The following is a 19371-nucleotide window of genomic DNA, read 5'->3' as shown; positions in this document are numbered from 1 at the left end:
CTGGCAAGGCTGGGCAGGAAGTCACTGTCGTTCTCAAAATCGGTGGAGCTGCATGACAAAGTCATCGGGCATTATCTGAACATAAAACACTATCAGTAAGTTGGAGTCATTACCCCGCCGATAGGGACAATGACGTTATCCACGTCGTATAAATCTTCGAGAATTTCGAGGCCGATGGTGCCCTGCCCGGCGATCACTTTGGCGTCATCGTAAGGCGGAATAAAAATGCGCCCTTCCATCTCGACGATTTCGCTCACTTTAGCGATGGTGTCGTTGAAGTTCTCACCGTGGAGCACCACTTCCGCCGAGTAGTCGCGGGTTGCGGCCACTTTAGATTTTGGTGCGCCCATCGGCATCACCACTTTACCGTCGATGCCGAGCATGGCGCAGGAGAGCGACACTCCCTGCGCGTGGTTTCCCGCAGAGCAGGCGACCACGCCTTTGCGCTTTTCAGCATCGGTCAGCGAGCTTAATTTATTAAACGCGCCGCGAATTTTGAACGAACCGGTACGCTGCATGTTCTCAAACTTAAGGAATATTTCGCCCTTACACCGTTCGCTGAGATAATTCGAGCGCGGCATACCGGTTTTATATATCTTGCCTGCCAGTCGTTTTCTGGCGTCCTGAATATCTTCAATGGTTACCGGGAGATCGTAGGTAATATGCATAATATCCTCGTTATAATAATTCATTCTTTTCAGGCAAAGTCAGGGTATCAGAGCGTTAATACGTTAAGCTCTGGGTATTTTTAAAATTAAAACTTATTACTCATCGTCGTCTTTCGATATTCATCGACGAATATTGTTTAGCCAGCTCAACTAATACTGACGCCGATTTTTTAATCCTGTAATTTTTAGACCACACGGCAGCATAACGCGCCACGGGTAATTCGTCTTCCACGGGCAGCACAATAAATTGATCCGAACCGAATGGGGCAATCATGTCGCGGGGAATCACCGTCAGATAATCGGCATTCAGGACAAGGTTATAAATGGTGACGACGGAATCGGTCTGGACGATGTTTTCGATGCTGATGTGGTTGTCTTGCAGAGTGGTCAGAAGTTCTTTGTAGTAGCCCATATCGGTTTGCGGCATCACCCACTGCTCGTGCGTAAGCGATGCCAGTGTCGTCGGGCCGGTGCACGTTCGCGTTTTGCTGGCGACCAGCACAAACTCAGACTCAAACAGCGGTTCGACGTGCAGATCCTGCAGCAGCATTTCATCGCTCAGCGTGCCGATAGCGAAATCCAGACGACCATCGCGAATGGCCGGGAGGAAAGAGGAGAGCTGAGCTTCATACATTGAGACGCGCGCTTTCGGGAACACTTCCTTGAATTTTTTGATCATCTCAGACAGGAAGGTAAAACCAATCAGCGACGGATAGCCAAAGGAGACATCCATAACGGTGCTAAAACTGAGACTGTTGATTTCGCTCACCATGTTTTTCATTTCACGGGTGATCGACTCGGAGTACGAGAGCAGAACCTGGCCTGCAGCCGTCAGTTTTACGCCCGTATTTTTACGTACCATCACTTCCACACCGAAGTAAGATTCGATATCGCTGATGATTTTGCTGACGGCGGGTTGCGTCAGGCCCAGTTGTCTTGCAGCAGAACCTATGGAGCCACTTTTAATGACTTCCTGAAATACCACGAGGTGCTGTGTTTTCGGTAGAATAATAGTGTTCATAATATTCTGCGCTTATTTCCCTATGACGGGGTGAATTCTACTCAATAATGTTTAAAGGGGTATGTGCTGTTACTCACAATTTGCTTTGAGCACCCCTTAACTCACGCTTCAAAAACCCACCAAAAACTTTATAAATCAATACATTGAAGGCAATTAAATACGCTACGACGCTGATATTGATCAACAAAAATAGCGCTAATAAATTTATTTTATGGCGATAACCCGGATTTATTTCACCGTTCTTAAAAAAACAATAAAGACGATATTTCAGGCAATTAAAGGCTAATAAATAACCGTCATTTGTTTGAAACATACTTTCATTTAAGCCATTTTTTACGACGTAAATTTTCAAATTTCAGGAAAAGGGTGGAATACGTCACATATTCACGGAGGAAATGTATTTGATTTCAATAAGCGCACATCAAACGAGAAAAGATTTACGAACATTAAGCTAACAATCATAACAAATTATCAATACTACAGATCGCCGGTTTTTTAGATTTAAATTTTGTGATGGCGATCGTCTGCAGATGCCGAGGCGGAACCGGCGAGTGAAAAACAGTGAAATGTGCTTAATGTCGCAAATATGAGAATTGATGTCGTTTGTGTGGTGCCGGGTGGCGCTGCGCTTACCCGTTCGTCGTGGTTGTCCGCCGGGGTAATTCCCGGCGACTTATCCAGCCCCTCGTCACAATGATTGCCGTATTAAACTACTATTTCCAGACACCACAACGACTCTTGTCGTTTGTACGCATCAGAACTTTTTGTTCCGGAAGCGGGTATACATCATCAGATAGCGTTTCAGATTGCGTAGCGTCATCAGTTTCATCAGGGTTTGCGGGCGCATCTTTTTGTTGCGAATGTAGTATAGAGTGAAGAGCTGATATTTTTTACTCGATACGTCTAATTTGGCTTTGTGTTTCCGGTAAAAACGTAGATAACCTGAAAACTTTCGTCCTGAGCAGGTAATGCGGGCTTCGCCGTGATTGACATAAAGCACCTGTGTGATGTCATCCAGTTTGAAAGGTTCACCGAAGGTTTCTGCAAGCCGATAAAAAGCATCATAATCCTGAGCAGCAGGCAAGGCGTCGTCGAACAGGATCTGCTGCATTCTACTGGTTAAGGTCAGCATTTGGTTGCCTATAATATTCCGTTTATCAAACAGGCTTTTTTTATAAGCCGGTTTCGGATACACCTGTAATTCATCAGGATGATGATATCCGGTACCGTCACAGAGATAATCATTTGCGTACAGAAAACTGTGCAACTGAAGTTTATGTTGCCAGGTAAGAAAAGAGGACAGGCGTGTCGGCAGCCATTCATCATCATCATCCAGACCCGTAATAAGGTCACCACGGGCCATTCGTATAGCCTGATTTCGGACTGCACAAGCGCCAGAGTTAAATTCATTGCGGATATAGGTAATTCGTGGATCATTCAGCTCGGAGATATACGTCAAGAGTTGGTCAAATGAGGATGAGAAATCGTCAATGATAATGAGTTCCCAGTTCACATAGTCTTGATTCAGTACCGATTGTATGGCTCTGATCGTCAATGCCTGGCGGTTCCAGGTTGGCATATAGATGGAGATGAGTGGTCGGGATAGTGGCGTGTCACTTTCATTTTGTTCATGTTCCGTCAATAACCTGACATCATGGATATCACTTCCAGTAAAATCCACGCAAGTACAATCAGCGTGACTAAAAATTGTACCTTCCGTTTTACAGTAGCTAAGATTAGCGCCTGCAAGGTTGGCACAGGAGAAATCGGCTCCTCGAAGATCACAAAACGAAATATCGCATCCCGATAAATTAATATTGCGTAAATAGAGCCCCCTGAGATCCATAAACCTCAGATCTGCACCAGCTAAACCAGGCTGATATCGGTGATTTTTAAGTATATTTTTATGATATTGGATTAGTTTTTTTAGTTTGTTTTTTCTGTCCATGCTCAACCGAATACCGATGAGAAAATTAGGCATTGAGTTAAGCGTTCTTATCATTCTATAGCAATAGCCCCCCTTCATTTTCAGAAATTAATTAGGGACAAACTGTATTTATTAACGTTTTATTTATTTTTCTCATACATTGTAGTGAGCCAGGGTGGCCTGTAGAGCCAATATTGTCAGTAAATAAATATGAATCGCAATCCAGAGACATACATATAAACTGAAGGCAGACGGAAATGAAGGCTGTCGCGGTTGCAAGGTTTCAGGATAGTCGGGATGGAACAGCCGTTGGTGTGCCTCGTTTGTATCACAGTCTGTGTCACATTTTCACCAGGGAAAGCCTGAGACACACCAACGTATTGTTTTAGAAGAAGTTGAAGCTGACCGATAAGCCGGGTTCTGTCGTGGACAGTCATTCATCTAGGCCAGCAATCGCTCACTGGCTCAAGCAGCCTACCCGGGTTCAGTACGGGCCGTACCATGTGAACCCCTATTTGGCCTTGCTCCGGGTGGAGTTTACCGTGCCACGGACTGTTACCAGCCGCGCGGTGCGCTCTTACCGCACCCTTTCACCCTTACCTGATCCCGCTTGCGCGGGCCATCGGCGGTTTGCTCTCTGTTGCACTGGTCGTGGGTTTCCCCCCCAGGCGTTACCTGGCACCCTGCCCTATGGAGCCCGGACTTTCCTCCCCTCCGCCCGTCTCCCCCGAAAGGGACGACGACGAAGCGGCGACTGTCTGGTCAGCTTCGGCGCGCAGTATAGAGGGTTTGCGCGCCGCTGTCACCCTCGGCTGTGGGTAAGCCGTGATTAACGCGCCACTTCCACCTTCGCCAGTTTTTCGTAGTAGCATGCAATTGCGCTGTGATCGGCCGTGCCCAGGCCATCGGCGCGAAGCGCCTGCATCATCTCCATGACCGCTGCGGTCAGCGGCAGCTGTGCGCCCACGCCGTGGGAAGTATCCAGCGCGTTCGCCAGATCTTTGATATGCAGGTCGATGCGGAAACCGGGTTTGAAATTGCGGTCCATGACCATGGGCGCTTTGGCATCCAGCACGGTGCTGCCCGCCAGACCGCCGCGAATGGCCTGGTAGACCAGGTCCGGATTGACGCCCGCTTTGGTCGCCAGCGTCAGCGCTTCAGACATGGCGGCAATGTTGAGCGCCACAATCACCTGGTTTGCCAGCTTGGTCACGTTACCCGCCCCGATCTCCCCGGTGTGTACCACGGAGCCCGCCATGGCTTTCATCAGGTCGTAAAATTTATCGAAAATAGCTTTATCACCGCCGACCATCACCGACAGCGTGCCGTCGATCGCTTTCGGCTCACCGCCGCTGACAGGCGCATCCAGCATATCGACGCCCTTTGCCTTTAGCGCCTCGCTGATTTCACGGCTCGCGAGCGGTGCGATAGAGCTCATATCGATCAGCACCAGGCCCGGTTTCGCGCCGTCGATAATGCCGTTTTCACCCAGCGCAACCTCTTTTACGTGCGGGGAGTTTGGCAGCATGGTGATGATGACATCGCACTGCTCGGCAATGGCTTTCGCGGTGGTGGCCGCTTCTGCGCCAGCCGCTATCACCTCAGCCACGGCCTGTGGATTATGATCGGAGACCACCAGCGAGTAACCCGCTTTGATGAGGTTCTTACTCATTGGTTTACCCATGATCCCCAGGCCAATAAAACCCACTTTCAGCGTCATAATCTGTTTCCTCAATGATGGTTATTTTTTAAAAGCGTCCGCTAATTTCTGCGTGGCAGAGCGAAAGACGCCAAGGTCGCTGCCGACGGCAACGAAGGTGGCTCCCCACTCCAGGTAGCGGCGGGCATCAGCCTCTACCGGCGCCAGAATGCCGCACGGCTTGCCGTGCGCTTTTGCGCGAGCAAAGATGTGCTGGATCGCGTGCTGCACGTCAGGGTGGCTGGCGTTACCGAGATGGCCAAAGGCCGCAGCCAGATCGCTTGGGCCGACGAAGATACCGTCCACGCCGTTGGTGGCGGCAATCGCGTCGACGTTATCGACGCCCTGCTGGCTCTCGATCTGAACCAGAATGGTGATGTTGCTGTTGGACTGCGCGAAATAGTCCGGGACGGTGCCAAACATGTTGGCGCGATGCGAAACGGAAACGCCGCGGATCCCTTCGGGAGGGTAGCGCGTAGACGCCACGGCCAGTGCCGCTTGTTCTTCCGTCTCCACAAACGGGATCAGGAAGTTGTAGAAGCCGATATCCAGCAGACGCTTAATAATCACCGGTTCGTTGGTGGGGACACGCACCACCGGGGCACTGTTGCTGCCTTTCAGCGCCATCAGCTGCGGAATAAACGTGCTGATATCGTTTGGTGCATGTTCGCCGTCCAGCACCAGCCAGTCGAAACCGGCCAGGCCCAGCACTTCGGTGCTGATAGGGTTTGCCAGCGCGGACCAGCAGCCAATCTGAATCTGGTGCGCTGCGAGAGCCGCTTTAAATTTATTCGGGAAGATAGCGTTATTCATCGTATTTACCTTTTTAATTCCGCAGCCTTTTTCAGCATCATTTTATTTATTCAGACACCGCGCCAGCATGATATTTATTATTCGGACATATTCTGGCGTAATAAAATCGTCATTCAGTATAAGATGCAATCCACGACCGCACATTGTTTTAATGCTCAGGTATTACGCTATTTTTTGATAAAAATTTTTGCATATGCACAAAGCACTGGGCGCTAATGCACAGAATCAAGGATTACGGGCTCGCGAGCGATCGGGATCACATTTTGATATTGAATCTGCTGACATGCTTTATTTCTGAAAGCCGCGTATTTATTTCTACCATCAGAAAAATGGCTGAACCTATTATCAGAATTTTGCTGGAGAATACTTACCAATGGCCGACATTGAAATTCGACAGGCACCGCCGACGGCGTTTTATATAAAAGTGCACGACGCCGATAACGTGGCGATTATCGTCAACGACAATGGCTTAAAAGCAGGAACCCGCTTCCCGGACGGGCTGGAACTGACTGAGCATGTTCCGCAGGGACATAAAGTCGCCCTGGTGGATATCCCTGCTGAAAGCGAAATTGTGCGTTACGGTGAAGTCATCGGCTATGCCGTCCGTCCTATTCCGCAGGGAAGCTGGGTGGAGGAGTCGCTGGTGGCGCTGCCAGAAGCGCCGCCGCTGAACACGCTTCCGCTAGCAACCCGCGTGCCGGAACCGCTTCCCCCGCTGGAAGGCTATACCTTTGAAGGGTATCGCAATGCGGACGGCAGCGTCGGCACCAAAAATCTGCTCGGCATTACCACCAGCGTGCACTGCGTGGCGGGCGTCATGGATTACGTGGTGAAAATCATCGAACGCGATCTGCTGCCAAAATACCCGAACGTCGACGGCGTGGTGGGCCTGAACCACCTCTACGGCTGCGGCGTGGCGATTAACGCGCCCGCTGCCGTGGTGCCTATCCGCACCATCCACAATATCGCCCTGAACCCCAACTTTGGCGGCGAAGTGATGGTCATTGGCCTCGGCTGTGAAAAATTGCAGCCAGAACGCCTGCTGCAGGGGACCGAGGATGTCAAAGCCATCCCGGCAGACGAGGTCAGCATCGTGCGCCTGCAGGACGAACGCCACGTCGGTTTCCGCTCAATGGTCGACGATATTTTGCAGGTAGCAGAACGCCATCTGGACAAGCTCAACCGCCGCCAGCGCGAAACGTGCCCGGCCTCTGAGCTGGTTGTGGGCACCCAGTGCGGCGGCAGCGATGCCTTCTCCGGCGTGACGGCCAACCCGGCGGTGGGCTTTGCATCCGATCTGCTTGTACGCTGCGGCGCCACGGTGATGTTCTCCGAGGTGACTGAAGTGCGTGACGCCATCCATCTGCTGACGCCGCGCGCCGTTAATAAAGAGGTCGGCAAGCGACTGCTTGAGGAGATGGCCTGGTACGATAACTATCTCGATATGGGCAAAACCGACCGCAGCGCCAACCCGTCTCCGGGCAACAAGAAAGGCGGCCTGGCAAACGTGGTGGAAAAAGCCCTCGGCTCTATTGCCAAATCCGGGCAGAGCGCCATTGCAGAAGTGCTCTCTCCGGGCCAGCGCCCGACGAAACGCGGCCTTATCTACGCCGCAACGCCGGCCAGCGATTTTGTGTGCGGCACGCAGCAGGTGGCATCCGGCATTACGGTACAGGTCTTTACCACCGGGCGCGGCACGCCGTACGGCCTGATGGCGGTGCCGGTGATCAAGATGGCGACCCGCACCGAGCTGGCAAACCGCTGGTATGACTTAATGGATATTAACGCGGGCACCATCGCCACCGGAGAAGAGAGCATTGAGGACGTGGGCTGGAAGCTGTTCCACTTCATTCTGGATGTCGCCAGCGGGCGAAAGAAAACCTTCTCGGACCAATGGGGATTGCATAATCAGCTGGCGGTGTTTAACCCGGCACCGGTGACGTGAGTTTGCTGTAAACCTCGCTTAGCATGGCTTCGGCCATGCTTTTTTTTGCTTTCATTTCTTTCGCATCCTTACCTTTCATTTCGATTCTTTCATTTTTAAGATATCAATCACAAAATAACATTCCGAAACCCTATATTGTCTTTCGCATAAATAAAACGAAAGGTTTCGGAGGAAAGATGTTCATCATCTCGTCGAAAGCGATGCTGCTAAAAGCACAGCGCGAAGGTTACGCCGTACCGGCATTCAATATTCATAATCTCGAAACGCTGCAGGTGGTCGTTGAAACGGCCTCTGAGATGCGATCTCCGCTGATCGTGGCGGGTACGCCCGGCACATTCAGCTATGCAGGAACCGGTAACGTGGTCGCCATCGCCAGCGATCTGGCCAAAACGTACAACCAACCGCTGGCGATCCACCTCGATCATCACGAAGATTTCGACGATATCGCGCAGAAAGTCCAGAGCGGGATCCGCTCGGCGATGATCGACGGATCTCATCATCCGTTCACTGAAAACGTCGCCCTGGTGAAGAAAGTGACAGACTACTGCCACCGTTACGATGTGAGCGTGGAGGCTGAACTTGGCCGTCTTGGCGGGCAGGAAGATGACCTTGTGGTCGACAGCAAAGATGCGCTTTACACCAACCCGCAACAGGCACGCGAGTTTGTTGAATTAACGGGTATCGACTCATTGGCCGTCGCCATCGGTACCGCGCACGGCCTCTACACTGCCACGCCGAAACTTGATTTTGAACGTCTGGCAGAGATCCGCAATCAGGTCGATATCCCGCTGGTGCTGCACGGCGCTTCCGGTTTATCTACGGCCGATATCCTTCAGGCCATTCGCCTCGGTATCTGCAAGGTCAACGTTGCCACAGAACTCAAAATCGCCTTCTCGAATGCCCTGAAAACCTATCTCGCTTCACATCCCGAAACCAGTGACCCGCGTCATTACATGGTGCCCGCCAAACGCGCCATGAAAGAGGTGGTACGTAAAGTTATTAACGATTGTGGTTGTGAAGGAAAGCTCTAAATACGAAAGCCTGAAGTCCTGACCAGGAGGAAACGTGAAAGATATTATTACCCGCCATAAAGCGGGAGAAGATCTCGGTATTTGCTCTGTTTGCTCAGCGCACCCGCTGGTTATCGAAGCCGCATTGCGGTTCGATTTGCATACCGACAACAAGGTACTGATTGAAGCTACCTCAAATCAGGTGAACCAGTTCGGCGGTTACACCGGTATGAAACCCGCTGATTTCCGTGATTTTGTTCTGAAGATCGCTAAAGAAGTGGGCTTTCCGCATGAACGTTTGATCCTGGGTGGCGATCATCTGGGGCCAAACTGCTGGCAAAATGAACCGGCTGACGCGGCGATGGAGAAATCCATCGCATTGATCAAAGCCTATATCGCGGCGGGGTTTAGCAAGATCCACCTGGACGCCTCCATGTCCTGCGCCGACGATCCTGTCCCACTCCCGCCAGGGGTGGTGGCACAACGTGCTGCCCGACTGTGCAAAGCGGCAGAAGAGACGGCCACTGAAGAACAAAAAGCGGCGCTAACCTATGTGATTGGTACTGAGGTTCCCGTTCCCGGCGGTGAAGCCAGCAGTATTAACAGCGTTCATGTTACCCGCGTGGAAGATGCCGCGCAGACGCTGGAAACGCATCGTGAGGCCTTTGCCGCGCTCGGTCTGGACGAGGCTATGACGCGCGTGATTGCGATAGTCGTACAACCCGGCGTGGAATTCGACCATACGCAAATTATTCACTACCAACCGCACGCAGCAGAGGCGCTTTCCGGCTGGATCCGCCAGACCCCCATGGTCTATGAGGCGCACTCCACCGACTACCAGACACGTCAGGCCTATCGTGCTTTGGTTCGCGATCACTTCGCGATCCTGAAAGTCGGCCCGGCGCTTACCTTTGCCCTGCGAGAAGCCATTTTTGCCCTTGCACAAATGGAGAAGGCCCTCATCGCCCCTGAGCAACGCAGCCATGCGCTTGATGTGATCGACGAAGTCATGCTGAACGAGCCGGATTACTGGAAGAAGTACTACCGCCCCACCTGGAGCCAGGCAATGGTGGATATTCACTTTAGCCTGTCCGATCGCATTCGCTACTACTGGCCGCACCCGCGCATTCGCCAGAGCGTTGAGAAGTTGATCGCTAATCTGAGCACAACCTCCTTGCCTCTGGGGCTGATTAGCCAGTTTATGCCCGTCCAGTTCGAACGATTGTCGATGAATGAGATCGCCGCAACACCGCAAAATCTCATCATCGACAAAATACAGGATGTATTACGCGCCTATCGATTTGGCTGCACCCCTGAACCCCTCTAATGCCGGAGAGTGTATGAGTCACGTTTTTGTCCGTACCGGAATTGAGTTTGAAACCTGCCAGCAGGCGCTGGCGCATATTGGCGAGGAGATGCTGGCTAACGGTGTTGTACACGCCACCTACCCTGCCGCCCTTCTGGAAAGGGAGATGAACTACCCCACCGGCATTGCCCTTGAACGCCATGCGGTCGCTATTCCGCACTGCGAAGCCGTACATGCGAAACGCCCCGCGATTTACCTGATTCGTCCGGACAAACCGGTGCATTTTCAGCAGGCCGATGATGATGGCGAGGTCGCCGTCTCACTCATCATCGCGTTAATCGTTGAAAACCCTGCGGCGCAAATGAAATTGCTGCGCCGCCTTTTCAGTGAGCTACAAAACCCGGACGTGCTGGACATGCTGCTGGCTGCGCCCGCAGAGCGCCTGGCCGATCGTTTACGGGAGACGATCCTTGAGCCTGTCGCCTGTGCCCGGGCTTCATAACATACTGATAATAAGAAAGGAGTACCCTATGAAACGCAAAGTTATTGTTGCCTGTGGCGGTGCTGTCGCCACCTCAACTATGGCAGCAGAAGAGATCAAAGAACTGTGTGAAGCCCACCACATTGAGCTGGATCTGGTCCAGTGCAGGGTGACTGAAATCGAAACCTATATGGACGGTGCAGACCTGATTTGTACCACGGCGAAAGTTGACAGAGCCTTTGGCGATATCCCGGTGGTGCATGGCATGCCGTTTGTATCCGGCGTCGGCATCGAAGCCCTGCAGCAAAAAATTCTGACCATCCTCGAGGGGTAAGATCATGTTTACCGAAATCATGCGGTACATCCTCGATCTGGGGCCAACCGTAATGCTGCCAATCGTCATCATCATCTTCTCTAAGCTGTTGGGGATGAAGCTGGGCGATTGCTTTAAATCCGGCCTACATATCGGCATTGGCTTCGTCGGGATCGGTCTGGTTATTGGCCTGATGCTTGACTCCATCGGCCCGGCGGCCAAAGCGATGGCTGAGCAGTTCCAGATTAACCTGCACGTGGTGGATGTCGGCTGGCCAGGTTCATCCCCAATGACCTGGGCATCACAGATTGCACTTATCGCTATCCCTGTTGCCATTGGCGTCAACGTTGTCATGCTAGTGACGCGGATGACGCGGGTAGTGAACGTCGATATCTGGAACATCTGGCACATGACCTTCACCGGTGCGATGCTGCACCTGGCAACCGGCTCTTACTGGCTGGGGATCCTGGGCGTTGTGGTGCACGCCGCGTTTGTTTACAAGCTAGGGGACTGGTTTGCCAAAGACACGCGGGACTTCTTCGGTCTGGAAGGGATCGCCATCCCTCACGGCTCGTCAGCTTACCTCGGCCCAATCGCCGTTCTGGTCGATACGATTATCGATAAAATCCCAGGCCTGAAGCGTATTCATTTTAGCGCTGACGACGTGCAAAAACGCTTTGGCCCGTTTGGCGAACCGGTCACGGTTGGGTTTGTGATGGGACTGGCCATTGGCATGCTGGCAGGCTACGACACCAAATCCGTTCTCCAGCTGGCCGTGAAAACCGCCGCCGTGATGCTGCTGATGCCGCGCGTTATCAAACCGATCATGGACGGCCTGACGCCGATTGCTAAACATGCCCGTAAACGTCTGCAGGCAAAGTTTGGTGGGCAGGAGTTCTTAATCGGTCTCGATCCGGCGCTGCTGCTGGGCCATACGTCCGTCGTCTCCGCCAGCCTGATTTTCATACCGCTCACTATCCTGATTGCTGTTCTGGTGCCGGGAAACCAGGTGTTGCCGTTCGGTGACCTTGCCACTATCGGCTTTTTTGTGGCGATGGCGGTCGCGGTGCATCAGGGCAACCTGTTCCGCACGCTTATCTCTGGCGTCATCATCATGGGCATTACGCTGTGGATTGCGACCCAGACCATCGGCCTGCACACCCAGCTTGCGCAAAATGCTGGCGCGTTGAAAGCGGGCGGGCTGGTGGCCTCCATGGATCAGGGCGGTTCACCCGTCACCTGGCTGCTCATCCAGTTGTTCACCTGGCAAAACGTGGTGGGGTTCATCGTGATTGGTGCCATTTACGTCACCGGCATCCTGCTTACCTGGCGACGTGCCCGCGTGTTTACCGCGGCAGAAAAGAACGCCGCTGCCCCGCAAAGCCAGACGGTGTCTTGATATCCGGGGAGCAATGCTCCCCTCTTTTTCTGGAGTGAATATGAAATCAGTGGTAATTCACGCTGAGGGCAACGTGCGCGTTGAAGAACGTCCAATCCCTCACATTCAGGCTGCGGATGATGTGCGGGTGCGTATTGCCTGCTCAGGATTATGTGGCTCCGATATTCCGCGAATTTTTGCCGGAGGGGCACATTATTATCCCATCACCCTCGGACATGAATTTAGCGGTCATGTCGAAGCCTGTGGTACCGAAGTACACGATCTCAAGGCAGGCGATCCGGTTGCCTGCGTGCCATTACTGCCCTGCTTTTCCTGTCCGGCGTGTGAAAAAGGCTACTTCTCACTCTGCAAGCAGTATCAGTTTGTCGGATCTCGCAGCGAAGGCGGCAACGCGGAATATATCGTGGTGAAGCGAGCAAACCTGTTCCGCCTTCCTGCAGAGATGGCAATTGAAGATGGTGCATTTATTGAGCCCATAACCGTAGGGCTACACGCGTTTCATCTTGCTTCCGGCTGCGAGGGTAAGAACGTCATCATTGTCGGCGCAGGCACTATCGGCCTGCTGGCGATGCAGTGTGCACTGGCATTGGGCGCCAACAGCGTTATCGCGATCGATATCAATGACGATAAGCTCGCGCTGGCAACAACGCTGGGGGCAACTCAGGTGTTTAATAGCCGCGCTCTGGCCGCAGACGACATCCTTAACGCGTTGAGCGACAACCCGTTTGATCAGTTGGTTCTTGAGACTGCTGGCACACCGCAAACCGTTACGCTCGCCATTGATATCGCCGGGCCGCGGGCCCAGGTCGCGCTGGTGGGTACGCTGCATCATGACCTGAACTTACCTGCGGCGACATTTGGCAAGATACTGCGTAAGGAGTTGACGCTTCTGGGAAGCTGGATGAATTATTCGGCCCCGTGGCCGGGTGAAGAATGGAAAGCCGCAGCCCGTCTGCTCACAGAGAAAAAACTGCAGCTAAAGCCCCTTATTGCTCATATCGGCGATAGCGACAGCTTTGCTCAGGCCGTGCAAGGACTAAACGGTGCGCCTATGCAGGGCAAAATTATGCTGCGCTTTGCGTAGTGCTTCGAGCCAGCAACCTGAGCTGGCTCACATTTACTTTCGAATATTACCGTACACCTTTCGCATACCTTCGATTAGAATAGAGGCAGTTAATTATCAGGCAATTCAATATGAACTCATTTGAGCGACGCAATAAAATCGTTGACCTCGTCAACGCTCAGGGCAGTGTCATGGTGCTGGATCTGTCGAATATGTTTGGCATTTCAGAAGTGACGATTCGAACAGATCTGCGTCTGCTGGAAGAAAAGGGATTGGTCACGCGTTTTCACGGTGGCGCCGCAAGGCCCGGCAGCAACCTGGCAGAAAGCGAAAATCAGGAAGTGGTGCTGGAAGACCGTTATCAACTTGCGAGCGACCCGAAGAAGCGCATCGCACAGGCTGCCGCGGCCATGATTGAAGAGGGAATGACGATCATTCTGGACAGCGGAAGCACCACCATGCTCATCGCCGAAGCGCTGACCAAACGAGCCAATATCACCGTCATTACCAACAGCCTGCCCGCCGCGTTTGCCCTTTCGGAAAACAAAGATATTACGCTGGTGGTTTGTGGCGGCACGGTGCGCCATAAAACGCATTCGATGCATGGCACCATTGCAGAGCGTTCGCTTGCAGGCATTAGCGCTGATCTGATGTTTGTCGGGGCTGACGGTATCGACGCCACAAATGGCATCACCACCTTCAATGAAGGTTATTCGATTAGCAGCGTGATGGCGGCGGCCGCGCATAAGGTGATTGCCGTCCTGGACGCCAGCAAATTCAATCGTCGTGGCTTCAACCAGGTACTGCCGATGGAAAAAATAGACTGTGTCATTACGGATGAAGGGATCGGAAAGCAGGATAAAGAACTGCTGAGCAAAGCGGGCACGGAGGTCATTACGGTATAGAGAAGTCGCTTTGTAGGCCGGGTAAGGCGTAGCCGCCACCCGGCAAAACTGGCGGGGATGCCTTACTCCCCCTGCTGCTCCAGCGCATACTTATACAACGCATTTTTCTTCACGCCGTGAATTTCTGCCGCCAGCGCAGCGGCTTTCTTCAGCGGCAGTTCCGACTGCAGCAACGCTAGCGTGCGCAGCGCGTCGGCAGGAAGGGCGTCTTCTTCCGCCTTGTGCCCTTCGACAATCAGCACCATTTCACCCTTGCGGCGGTTTTCGTCTTCCTTCACCCACGCCAGCAGCTCGCCCACCGGTGCGCCGTGGATGGTTTCCCAGGTTTTGGTCAGCTCGCGCGCCAGCACCACGTAGCGGCCTTCCCCCCAGACGGTCACCATATCTTCCAGGCTCTCCAGCAGGCGGTGCGTGGATTCGTAGAAAATCAGGGTGCGCGGTTCCGCTTCCAGCTCTTTTAAGACGTCGCGGCGGCCTTTGGATTTAGCAGGCAGAAAGCCTTCATAGCAGAAACGGTCAGACGGCAGACCTGCGGCGCTTAACGCCGCAATCGCGGCGCACGGTCCCGGCAGGGGCACAACGCGAATACCGGCTTCGCGACAGGTACGCACCAGGTGATAGCCCGGATCGTTGATCAGCGGCGTACCGGCATCGGAGACCAGGGCAATGTTTTGCCCCTCTTTCAGCTTCGCCACCAGCGTTTCGGCTTTTTGTTGCTCATTGTGATCGTGCAGCGCAAACAAACGGGCGTTAATCGCGAAATGTTGCAGCAGCAGGCCGGTATGGCGGGTGTCTTCAGCAGCAATTAAATCAACAGCTTGCAGTACGGTGAGCGCACGTTGGGTAATATCAGACAAATTCCCGATAGGAGTAGGTACAATATAAAGCTGGCCTTGAGAATTATCTGCCGTTTCGTGTTGTTTCATTGTTTCGTCCGTATTGCCGATTTAATATTGAGCATTGCGTAAAAAAAATCACTGGATACAGTATGGTACCGTTAACGTTTCTTCGAAAAAAAGCCACGCGCAGCGTGCCGCTTCTGCTGGCAGCCCTGATCTTTGCAGGCTGTGGCACCCAGGCACCTGACCAGAGCACCGCCCATCTCCAGGGTTCTGCTCAGGCTGATTCTGGCTTTTATCTGCAACAAATGTCGCAGAGTTCAAATGATACCAAGACCAACTGGCAATTACTCGCCATTCGTGCACTGCTGAAAGAGGGTAAAACCCAGCGGGCAGCCGAACTGTTTAACCAGTTGCCAAAAGATCTTAACGACGCACAGCGTCGCGAGCAGAGCCTGCTCTCTGCCGAGCTGAAAGTCGCGCTGAAAGATTACGCCGCGGCGAAGAAGATCCTCGGTGATATCGACGTAAGCGCGCTGGATAAAAACCAGCAGGCGCGCTTCTGGCAGGCGGGTATTACCGCTGAGCAGGGACGCCCTTCCCTGACATTGCTCCGCGCGCTCGTCGCGCAAGAGCCGCTGCTTGGCGGTGCTGATAAGCAGAAAAATATTGATGCCACCTGGCAAGCGCTGGCGTCGATGACGCAGGAACAGGCGCAGGCGCTGGTCATCAACGCCGATGAAAACGTCCTGCAGGGCTGGCTGGATCTACAGCAGATGTGGTTTAACAACCGCAGCGATCCTAAGATGTTAAAAGCCGGCATTACGGACTGGCAGACGCGCTACCCGCAAAACCCGGGCGCGAAAATGCTGCCAACCCAGCTGGTGAACGTGCAGAACTTTAAGCCTGCCTCGACCAGCAAAATCGCCCTCCTTCTGCCACTCAACGGCCAGGCGGCGGTATTTGGACGCACCATTCAGCAGGGCTTTGAAGCGGCGAAAAACGGCACGACGTCGGTCACCGGCAGTGCCGTTCCCGCACAGGCGGCCCAGGCGGCTAACGTGAATGATGTTGTCAGCCCATCCGCCGCAGAGACCAGCGACCTGACCACGGCGCAAGCGCCAGCGCAGGGCACGATGCAAAACCCGGTGACGGCCCCGACGACACCGCCAGCGACAGCGGCACCGTCTACTACAGCACCTGCGACCCAGGCTCCGGCCGAGACGCAAGCGGCTCCAGCCGCTGCTCCAGCGCCTGCCACAACAGCAGAACAGCCTCAACAGCCGCCTGCACAGCCGACTGCTCAACCTGCCGCGCAGCCGCAGTCCGTGGCAACCACCAGCGCCAACCCGGGCGCTGAATTGAAAATCTACGATACCAGTTCGCAGCCGCTGGACCAGGTTCTGGCGCAGGTTCAACAGGATGGCGCGAGCATCGTTGTCGGTCCGCTGCTGAAAAACAACGTGGAAGAGCTGATGAAGAGCAATACCACGCTGAACGTGCTGGCGCTCAACCAGCCAGAGCAGGTTCAGAACCGGGCCAATATCTGCTACTTCGCGCTCTCTCCGGAAGATGAAGCCCGCGATGCGGCGCGTCATATTCACGAGCAGGGTAAGCAGGCGCCGCTGTTGCTCATCCCACGCAGCGCGCTGGGCGATCGCGTGGCCAATGCCTTTGCCGATGAGTGGCAGAAGCTGGGCGGCGGCGTGGTACTGCAGCAGAAATTCGGTTCCGTCTCTGAACTGCGCGCGGGCGTCAACGGCGGGGCGGGTATCGCGCTTAACGGTAGCCCGGTCACCGCGAGCCTGCCACAGCAGCAGGGCGTGACGATTGGCGGCCTGACGATCCCTGCACCGCCAACCGACGCGCAGATTAGCGGTGGCGGTAAAGTGGATGCGGCCTATATCGTTGCCACACCGCAGGAGATCGCCTTTATCAAACCGATGATTGCAATGCGTAATGGCAGCCAGAGCGGCGCAACGCTCTACGCCAGCTCCCGCAGCGCACAGGGCACCGCAGGCCCGGATTTCCGTCTGGAAATGGACGGTCTGCAGTACAGCGAAATCCCGATGCTGGCTGGCAGCAATCCATCCCTGATGCAGCAGGCGCTGAGCGCGGTGCGTAACGATTACTCTCTGGCGCGTCTGTATGCGATGGGGGTTGATGCGTGGGCGCTGGCGAACCACTTTACCCAGATGCGTCAGGTGCCGGGCTTCGAGCTTAACGGCAACACCGGCGATCTGACCGCGACCCAGGATTGTGTGATTAACAGGAAGTTATCATGGCTCAAATACCAGCAGGGGCAGATCGTCCCGGCCAGTTAAGCCGCAAACAAACCGGCGATGCGTGGGAGTTAAAGGCGCGTCGCTGGCTTGAAGGCAAAGGACTGCGTTTTATCGCCGCCAACGTCCGTGGACGTGGTGGCGAAATCGACCTGATCATGAAAGATGGTCAGGTCACCGTGTTTGTAGAAGTGCGCTTTCGACAGTCCTCCCGTTTTGGCGGTGCTGCCGCCAGCGTGACGCTCGCCAAACAACATAAATTATTACAGACTGCCCACTTGTGGCTTGCCCGCCATAATGGGAGTTTTGATACTGTGGATTGCCGGTTCGATGTGATAGCCTTCACCGGAAATGAGATCGAATGGCTTAAAAACGCTTTTGGCGAAGACGCATAATTGAGATTTAAAAGGGATAACGTGCTCGAAAGAATTAAAGTGTGCTTCACAGAAAGCATCCAGACTCAGATTGCCGCGGCGGAAGCCCTTCCGGATGCTATCTCGCGTGCCGCAATGACGCTGGTGCAATCCCTGCTAAACGGCAACAAAATCCTCTGTTGTGGCAACGGCACGTCAGCCGCCAACGCACAGCATTTTGCTGCCAGCATGATCAATCGTTTTGAAACAGAACGCCCCAGTTTACCTGCCATTGCACTTAATACCGATAATGTGGTCTTAACGGCGATTGCTAACGATCGTCTGCATGACGAAATTTACGCAAAGCAGGTGCGAGCCCTGGGTCATGCCGGAGATGTGCTGCTGGCTATCTCCACGCGCGGCAACAGCCGGGATATTGTCAAAGCCGTTGAAGCCGCCGTCACCCGCGACATGACTATCGTGGCCTTAACCGGCTATGACGGGGGTGAGCTGGCGGGTCTGCTTGGGCCGCAGGATGTGGAAATCCGCATTCCGTCTCACCGGAGCGCACGCATACAGGAGATGCATATGCTCACGGTGAACTGCTTATGTGACTTGATCGATAACACGCTTTTCCCTCACCAGGATGATTAAGGAGTTCTTATGAAGGCTTTATCGACCCTCGCAGTCCTTATGTCTGCATTACTGCTTCAGGGATGTATCGCTGCGGCCGTTGTGGGTACCGCCGCAGTAGGCACCAAAGCGGCAACCGATCCGCGCACTGTGGGAACACAGGTGGATGACGGTACGCTGGAGCTGCGCGTCAACAGTGCGCTGTCGAAAGACGAACAGATCAAGAAAGAGGCGCGTATCAACGTGACGGCTTATCAGGGCAAAGTGCTGCTGGCAGGCCAGGCGCCGAATATGGAGCTCGCCTCGCGTGCGAAACAGATTGCGATGGGCGTTGAAGGGACCACAGAGGTGTTTAACGAAGTGCGTCAGGGCAAGCCAATTGGCCTGGGTGATGCCTCTTCCGATACCTGGATCACCACCAAAGTACGTTCCCAGCTGCTGGGCTCGGACCAGGTGAAATCTTCCAACGTGAAGGTGACAACGGAAAACGGTGAAGTGTTCCTGCTGGGTCTGGTGACCGAACGTGAAGGGAAAGCGGCGGCCGATATCGCCAGCCGGGTGAGCGGCGTGAAGCACGTCACCACCGCGTTTACTTACATTAAGTAAAAGACCACCTTCTTAGAAGGTGGCTTTCTAGAATGCCCCCTGTAAGGGGGGCTATTGTTTCCTTCCTGTTTCTACTCTAGCAATTCCATCTGCTGTTCGTGCGTTTGT

At 53.8% G+C, this 19371-nt stretch carries 18 protein-coding genes, 1 other RNA gene and 2 pseudogenes; 13 read left to right on the top strand and 8 right to left on the bottom strand.

Annotated elements, in window-relative coordinates; all coding sequences use genetic code 11:
• Window positions 1–99 (top strand): IS1 family transposase (locus FHC52_RS20975; protein ID WP_000641146.1); only part of this gene is annotated, 99 nt, incomplete at its 5' end.
• A 14-nt stretch (window positions 100–113) separates the two neighbouring features.
• On the opposite strand, the pseudogene FHC52_RS20970 reads toward FHC52_RS20975, so the two are convergent.
• From FHC52_RS20970 to garL, 7 genes and pseudogenes are all read right to left on the bottom strand, one after another.
• Window positions 114–668 (bottom strand): annotated as a pseudogene (locus FHC52_RS20970) (pyridoxal-phosphate dependent enzyme); the annotation flags it as partial.
• 100 nt (window positions 669–768) lie between these two features.
• On the bottom strand, window positions 769–1689 hold the full coding sequence (tdcA, locus tag FHC52_RS20965) for a transcriptional regulator TdcA (protein ID WP_008501504.1): 921 nt from the start codon (window positions 1687–1689) through the stop codon (window positions 769–771).
• Between the two features lie 754 nt (window positions 1690–2443).
• Window positions 2444–3331, bottom strand: a complete 888-nt coding sequence (wcaA, locus tag FHC52_RS20960) for a colanic acid biosynthesis glycosyltransferase WcaA (protein WP_227009871.1) — start codon at window positions 3329–3331, stop codon at window positions 2444–2446.
• Window positions 3332–3355: 24 nt separating this feature from the next.
• Window positions 3356–3637, bottom strand: a pseudogene (locus FHC52_RS22845) (pentapeptide repeat-containing protein); the annotation flags it as partial.
• A gap of 372 nt (window positions 3638–4009) precedes the next feature.
• Window positions 4010–4386: RNase P RNA component class A (gene rnpB, locus FHC52_RS20955), an RNA gene on the bottom strand.
• Window positions 4387–4445: 59 nt separating this feature from the next.
• Window positions 4446–5336, bottom strand: a complete 891-nt coding sequence (garR, locus tag FHC52_RS20950) for a 2-hydroxy-3-oxopropionate reductase (protein ID WP_008501502.1) — start codon at window positions 5334–5336, stop codon at window positions 4446–4448.
• A 21-nt stretch (window positions 5337–5357) separates the two neighbouring features.
• Window positions 5358–6128 (bottom strand): 2-dehydro-3-deoxyglucarate aldolase, encoded by a 771-nt coding sequence (gene garL / locus FHC52_RS20945; protein ID WP_032653567.1) that lies wholly within the window; start codon window positions 6126–6128, stop codon window positions 5358–5360.
• Between the two features lie 373 nt (window positions 6129–6501).
• On the opposite strand from garL, the gene garD reads away from it, so the two are divergent.
• The 8 genes from garD to FHC52_RS20905 all read left to right on the top strand — a co-directional run bounded on the left by garD (window position 6502) and on the right by FHC52_RS20905 (window position 14550).
• Window positions 6502–8073 (top strand): galactarate dehydratase, encoded by a 1572-nt coding sequence (gene garD, locus FHC52_RS20940; RefSeq protein WP_220420245.1) that lies wholly within the window; start codon window positions 6502–6504, stop codon window positions 8071–8073.
• 176 nt (window positions 8074–8249) lie between these two features.
• Window positions 8250–9104, top strand: a complete 855-nt coding sequence (locus FHC52_RS20935; RefSeq protein ID WP_032675539.1) for a tagatose bisphosphate family class II aldolase — start codon at window positions 8250–8252, stop codon at window positions 9102–9104.
• Window positions 9105–9138: 34 nt separating this feature from the next.
• A complete protein-coding gene (gene gatZ, locus FHC52_RS20930; RefSeq protein ID WP_021242238.1) occupies window positions 9139–10410 on the top strand; it encodes a tagatose-bisphosphate aldolase subunit GatZ in 1272 nt (423 codons plus the stop codon).
• A gap of 13 nt (window positions 10411–10423) precedes the next feature.
• Complete coding sequence (gene gatA, locus FHC52_RS20925; protein ID WP_032653576.1) at window positions 10424–10891, top strand: PTS galactitol transporter subunit IIA; 468 nt, start codon at window positions 10424–10426, stop codon at window positions 10889–10891.
• Window positions 10892–10919: 28 nt separating this feature from the next.
• Window positions 10920–11204: a PTS galactitol transporter subunit IIB gene (gene gatB, locus FHC52_RS20920; RefSeq protein WP_021242240.1), complete on the top strand. Its 285-nt coding sequence runs from the start codon at window positions 10920–10922 to the stop codon at window positions 11202–11204.
• Window positions 11205–11208: 4 nt separating this feature from the next.
• Window positions 11209–12582 carry a galactitol-specific PTS transporter subunit IIC gene (locus FHC52_RS20915; RefSeq protein WP_032653579.1) on the top strand — a complete coding sequence of 458 codons (1374 nt, stop codon included), beginning with the start codon at window positions 11209–11211 and terminating at the stop codon, window positions 12580–12582.
• Between the two features lie 40 nt (window positions 12583–12622).
• Window positions 12623–13666: a galactitol-1-phosphate 5-dehydrogenase gene (gene gatD / locus FHC52_RS20910; RefSeq protein ID WP_032653582.1), complete on the top strand. Its 1044-nt coding sequence runs from the start codon at window positions 12623–12625 to the stop codon at window positions 13664–13666.
• Window positions 13667–13776: 110 nt separating this feature from the next.
• Window positions 13777–14550, top strand: coding sequence for a DeoR/GlpR family DNA-binding transcription regulator (locus FHC52_RS20905; protein WP_032653585.1), 774 nt, complete (start codon window positions 13777–13779; stop codon window positions 14548–14550).
• Window positions 14551–14612: 62 nt separating this feature from the next.
• On the opposite strand, the gene rsmI is transcribed toward FHC52_RS20905, so the two are convergent.
• Window positions 14613–15476, bottom strand: coding sequence for a 16S rRNA (cytidine(1402)-2'-O)-methyltransferase (rsmI, locus tag FHC52_RS20900; protein WP_023294650.1), 864 nt, complete (start codon window positions 15474–15476; stop codon window positions 14613–14615).
• A 62-nt stretch (window positions 15477–15538) separates the two neighbouring features.
• Here rsmI and FHC52_RS20895 point away from each other — a divergent pair, with 62 nt between their 5' ends.
• The 4 genes from FHC52_RS20895 to dolP are packed head-to-tail and all read left to right on the top strand — an operon-like array spanning window position 15539 to window position 19263.
• A complete protein-coding gene (locus tag FHC52_RS20895) occupies window positions 15539–17713 on the top strand; it encodes a penicillin-binding protein activator (RefSeq protein ID WP_126289581.1) in 2175 nt (724 codons plus the stop codon).
• On the top strand, window positions 17671–18066 hold the full coding sequence (locus tag FHC52_RS20890) for a YraN family protein (protein WP_023616281.1): 396 nt from the start codon (window positions 17671–17673) through the stop codon (window positions 18064–18066). Before FHC52_RS20895 ends, FHC52_RS20890 begins: the two co-directional genes overlap by 43 nt.
• A gap of 21 nt (window positions 18067–18087) precedes the next feature.
• The gene (diaA, locus tag FHC52_RS20885) at window positions 18088–18678 is read left to right on the top strand and encodes a DnaA initiator-associating protein DiaA (RefSeq protein ID WP_003861754.1); all 591 of its coding nucleotides are present in this window, start codon (window positions 18088–18090) and stop codon (window positions 18676–18678) included.
• Window positions 18679–18687: 9 nt separating this feature from the next.
• Window positions 18688–19263, top strand: a complete 576-nt coding sequence (gene dolP / locus FHC52_RS20880) for a division/outer membrane stress-associated lipid-binding lipoprotein (protein ID WP_008501489.1) — start codon at window positions 18688–18690, stop codon at window positions 19261–19263.
• Window positions 19264–19371 lie beyond the last annotated feature (108 nt).

This window comes from Enterobacter sp. EC_64, assembly GCF_019584165.1.
Taxonomy (GTDB): domain Bacteria; phylum Pseudomonadota; class Gammaproteobacteria; order Enterobacterales; family Enterobacteriaceae; genus Enterobacter; species Enterobacter roggenkampii.
The sequence above is the reverse complement of the archived record's forward strand: the minus strand, read 5'-3'. Positions and strand labels throughout refer to the sequence as shown.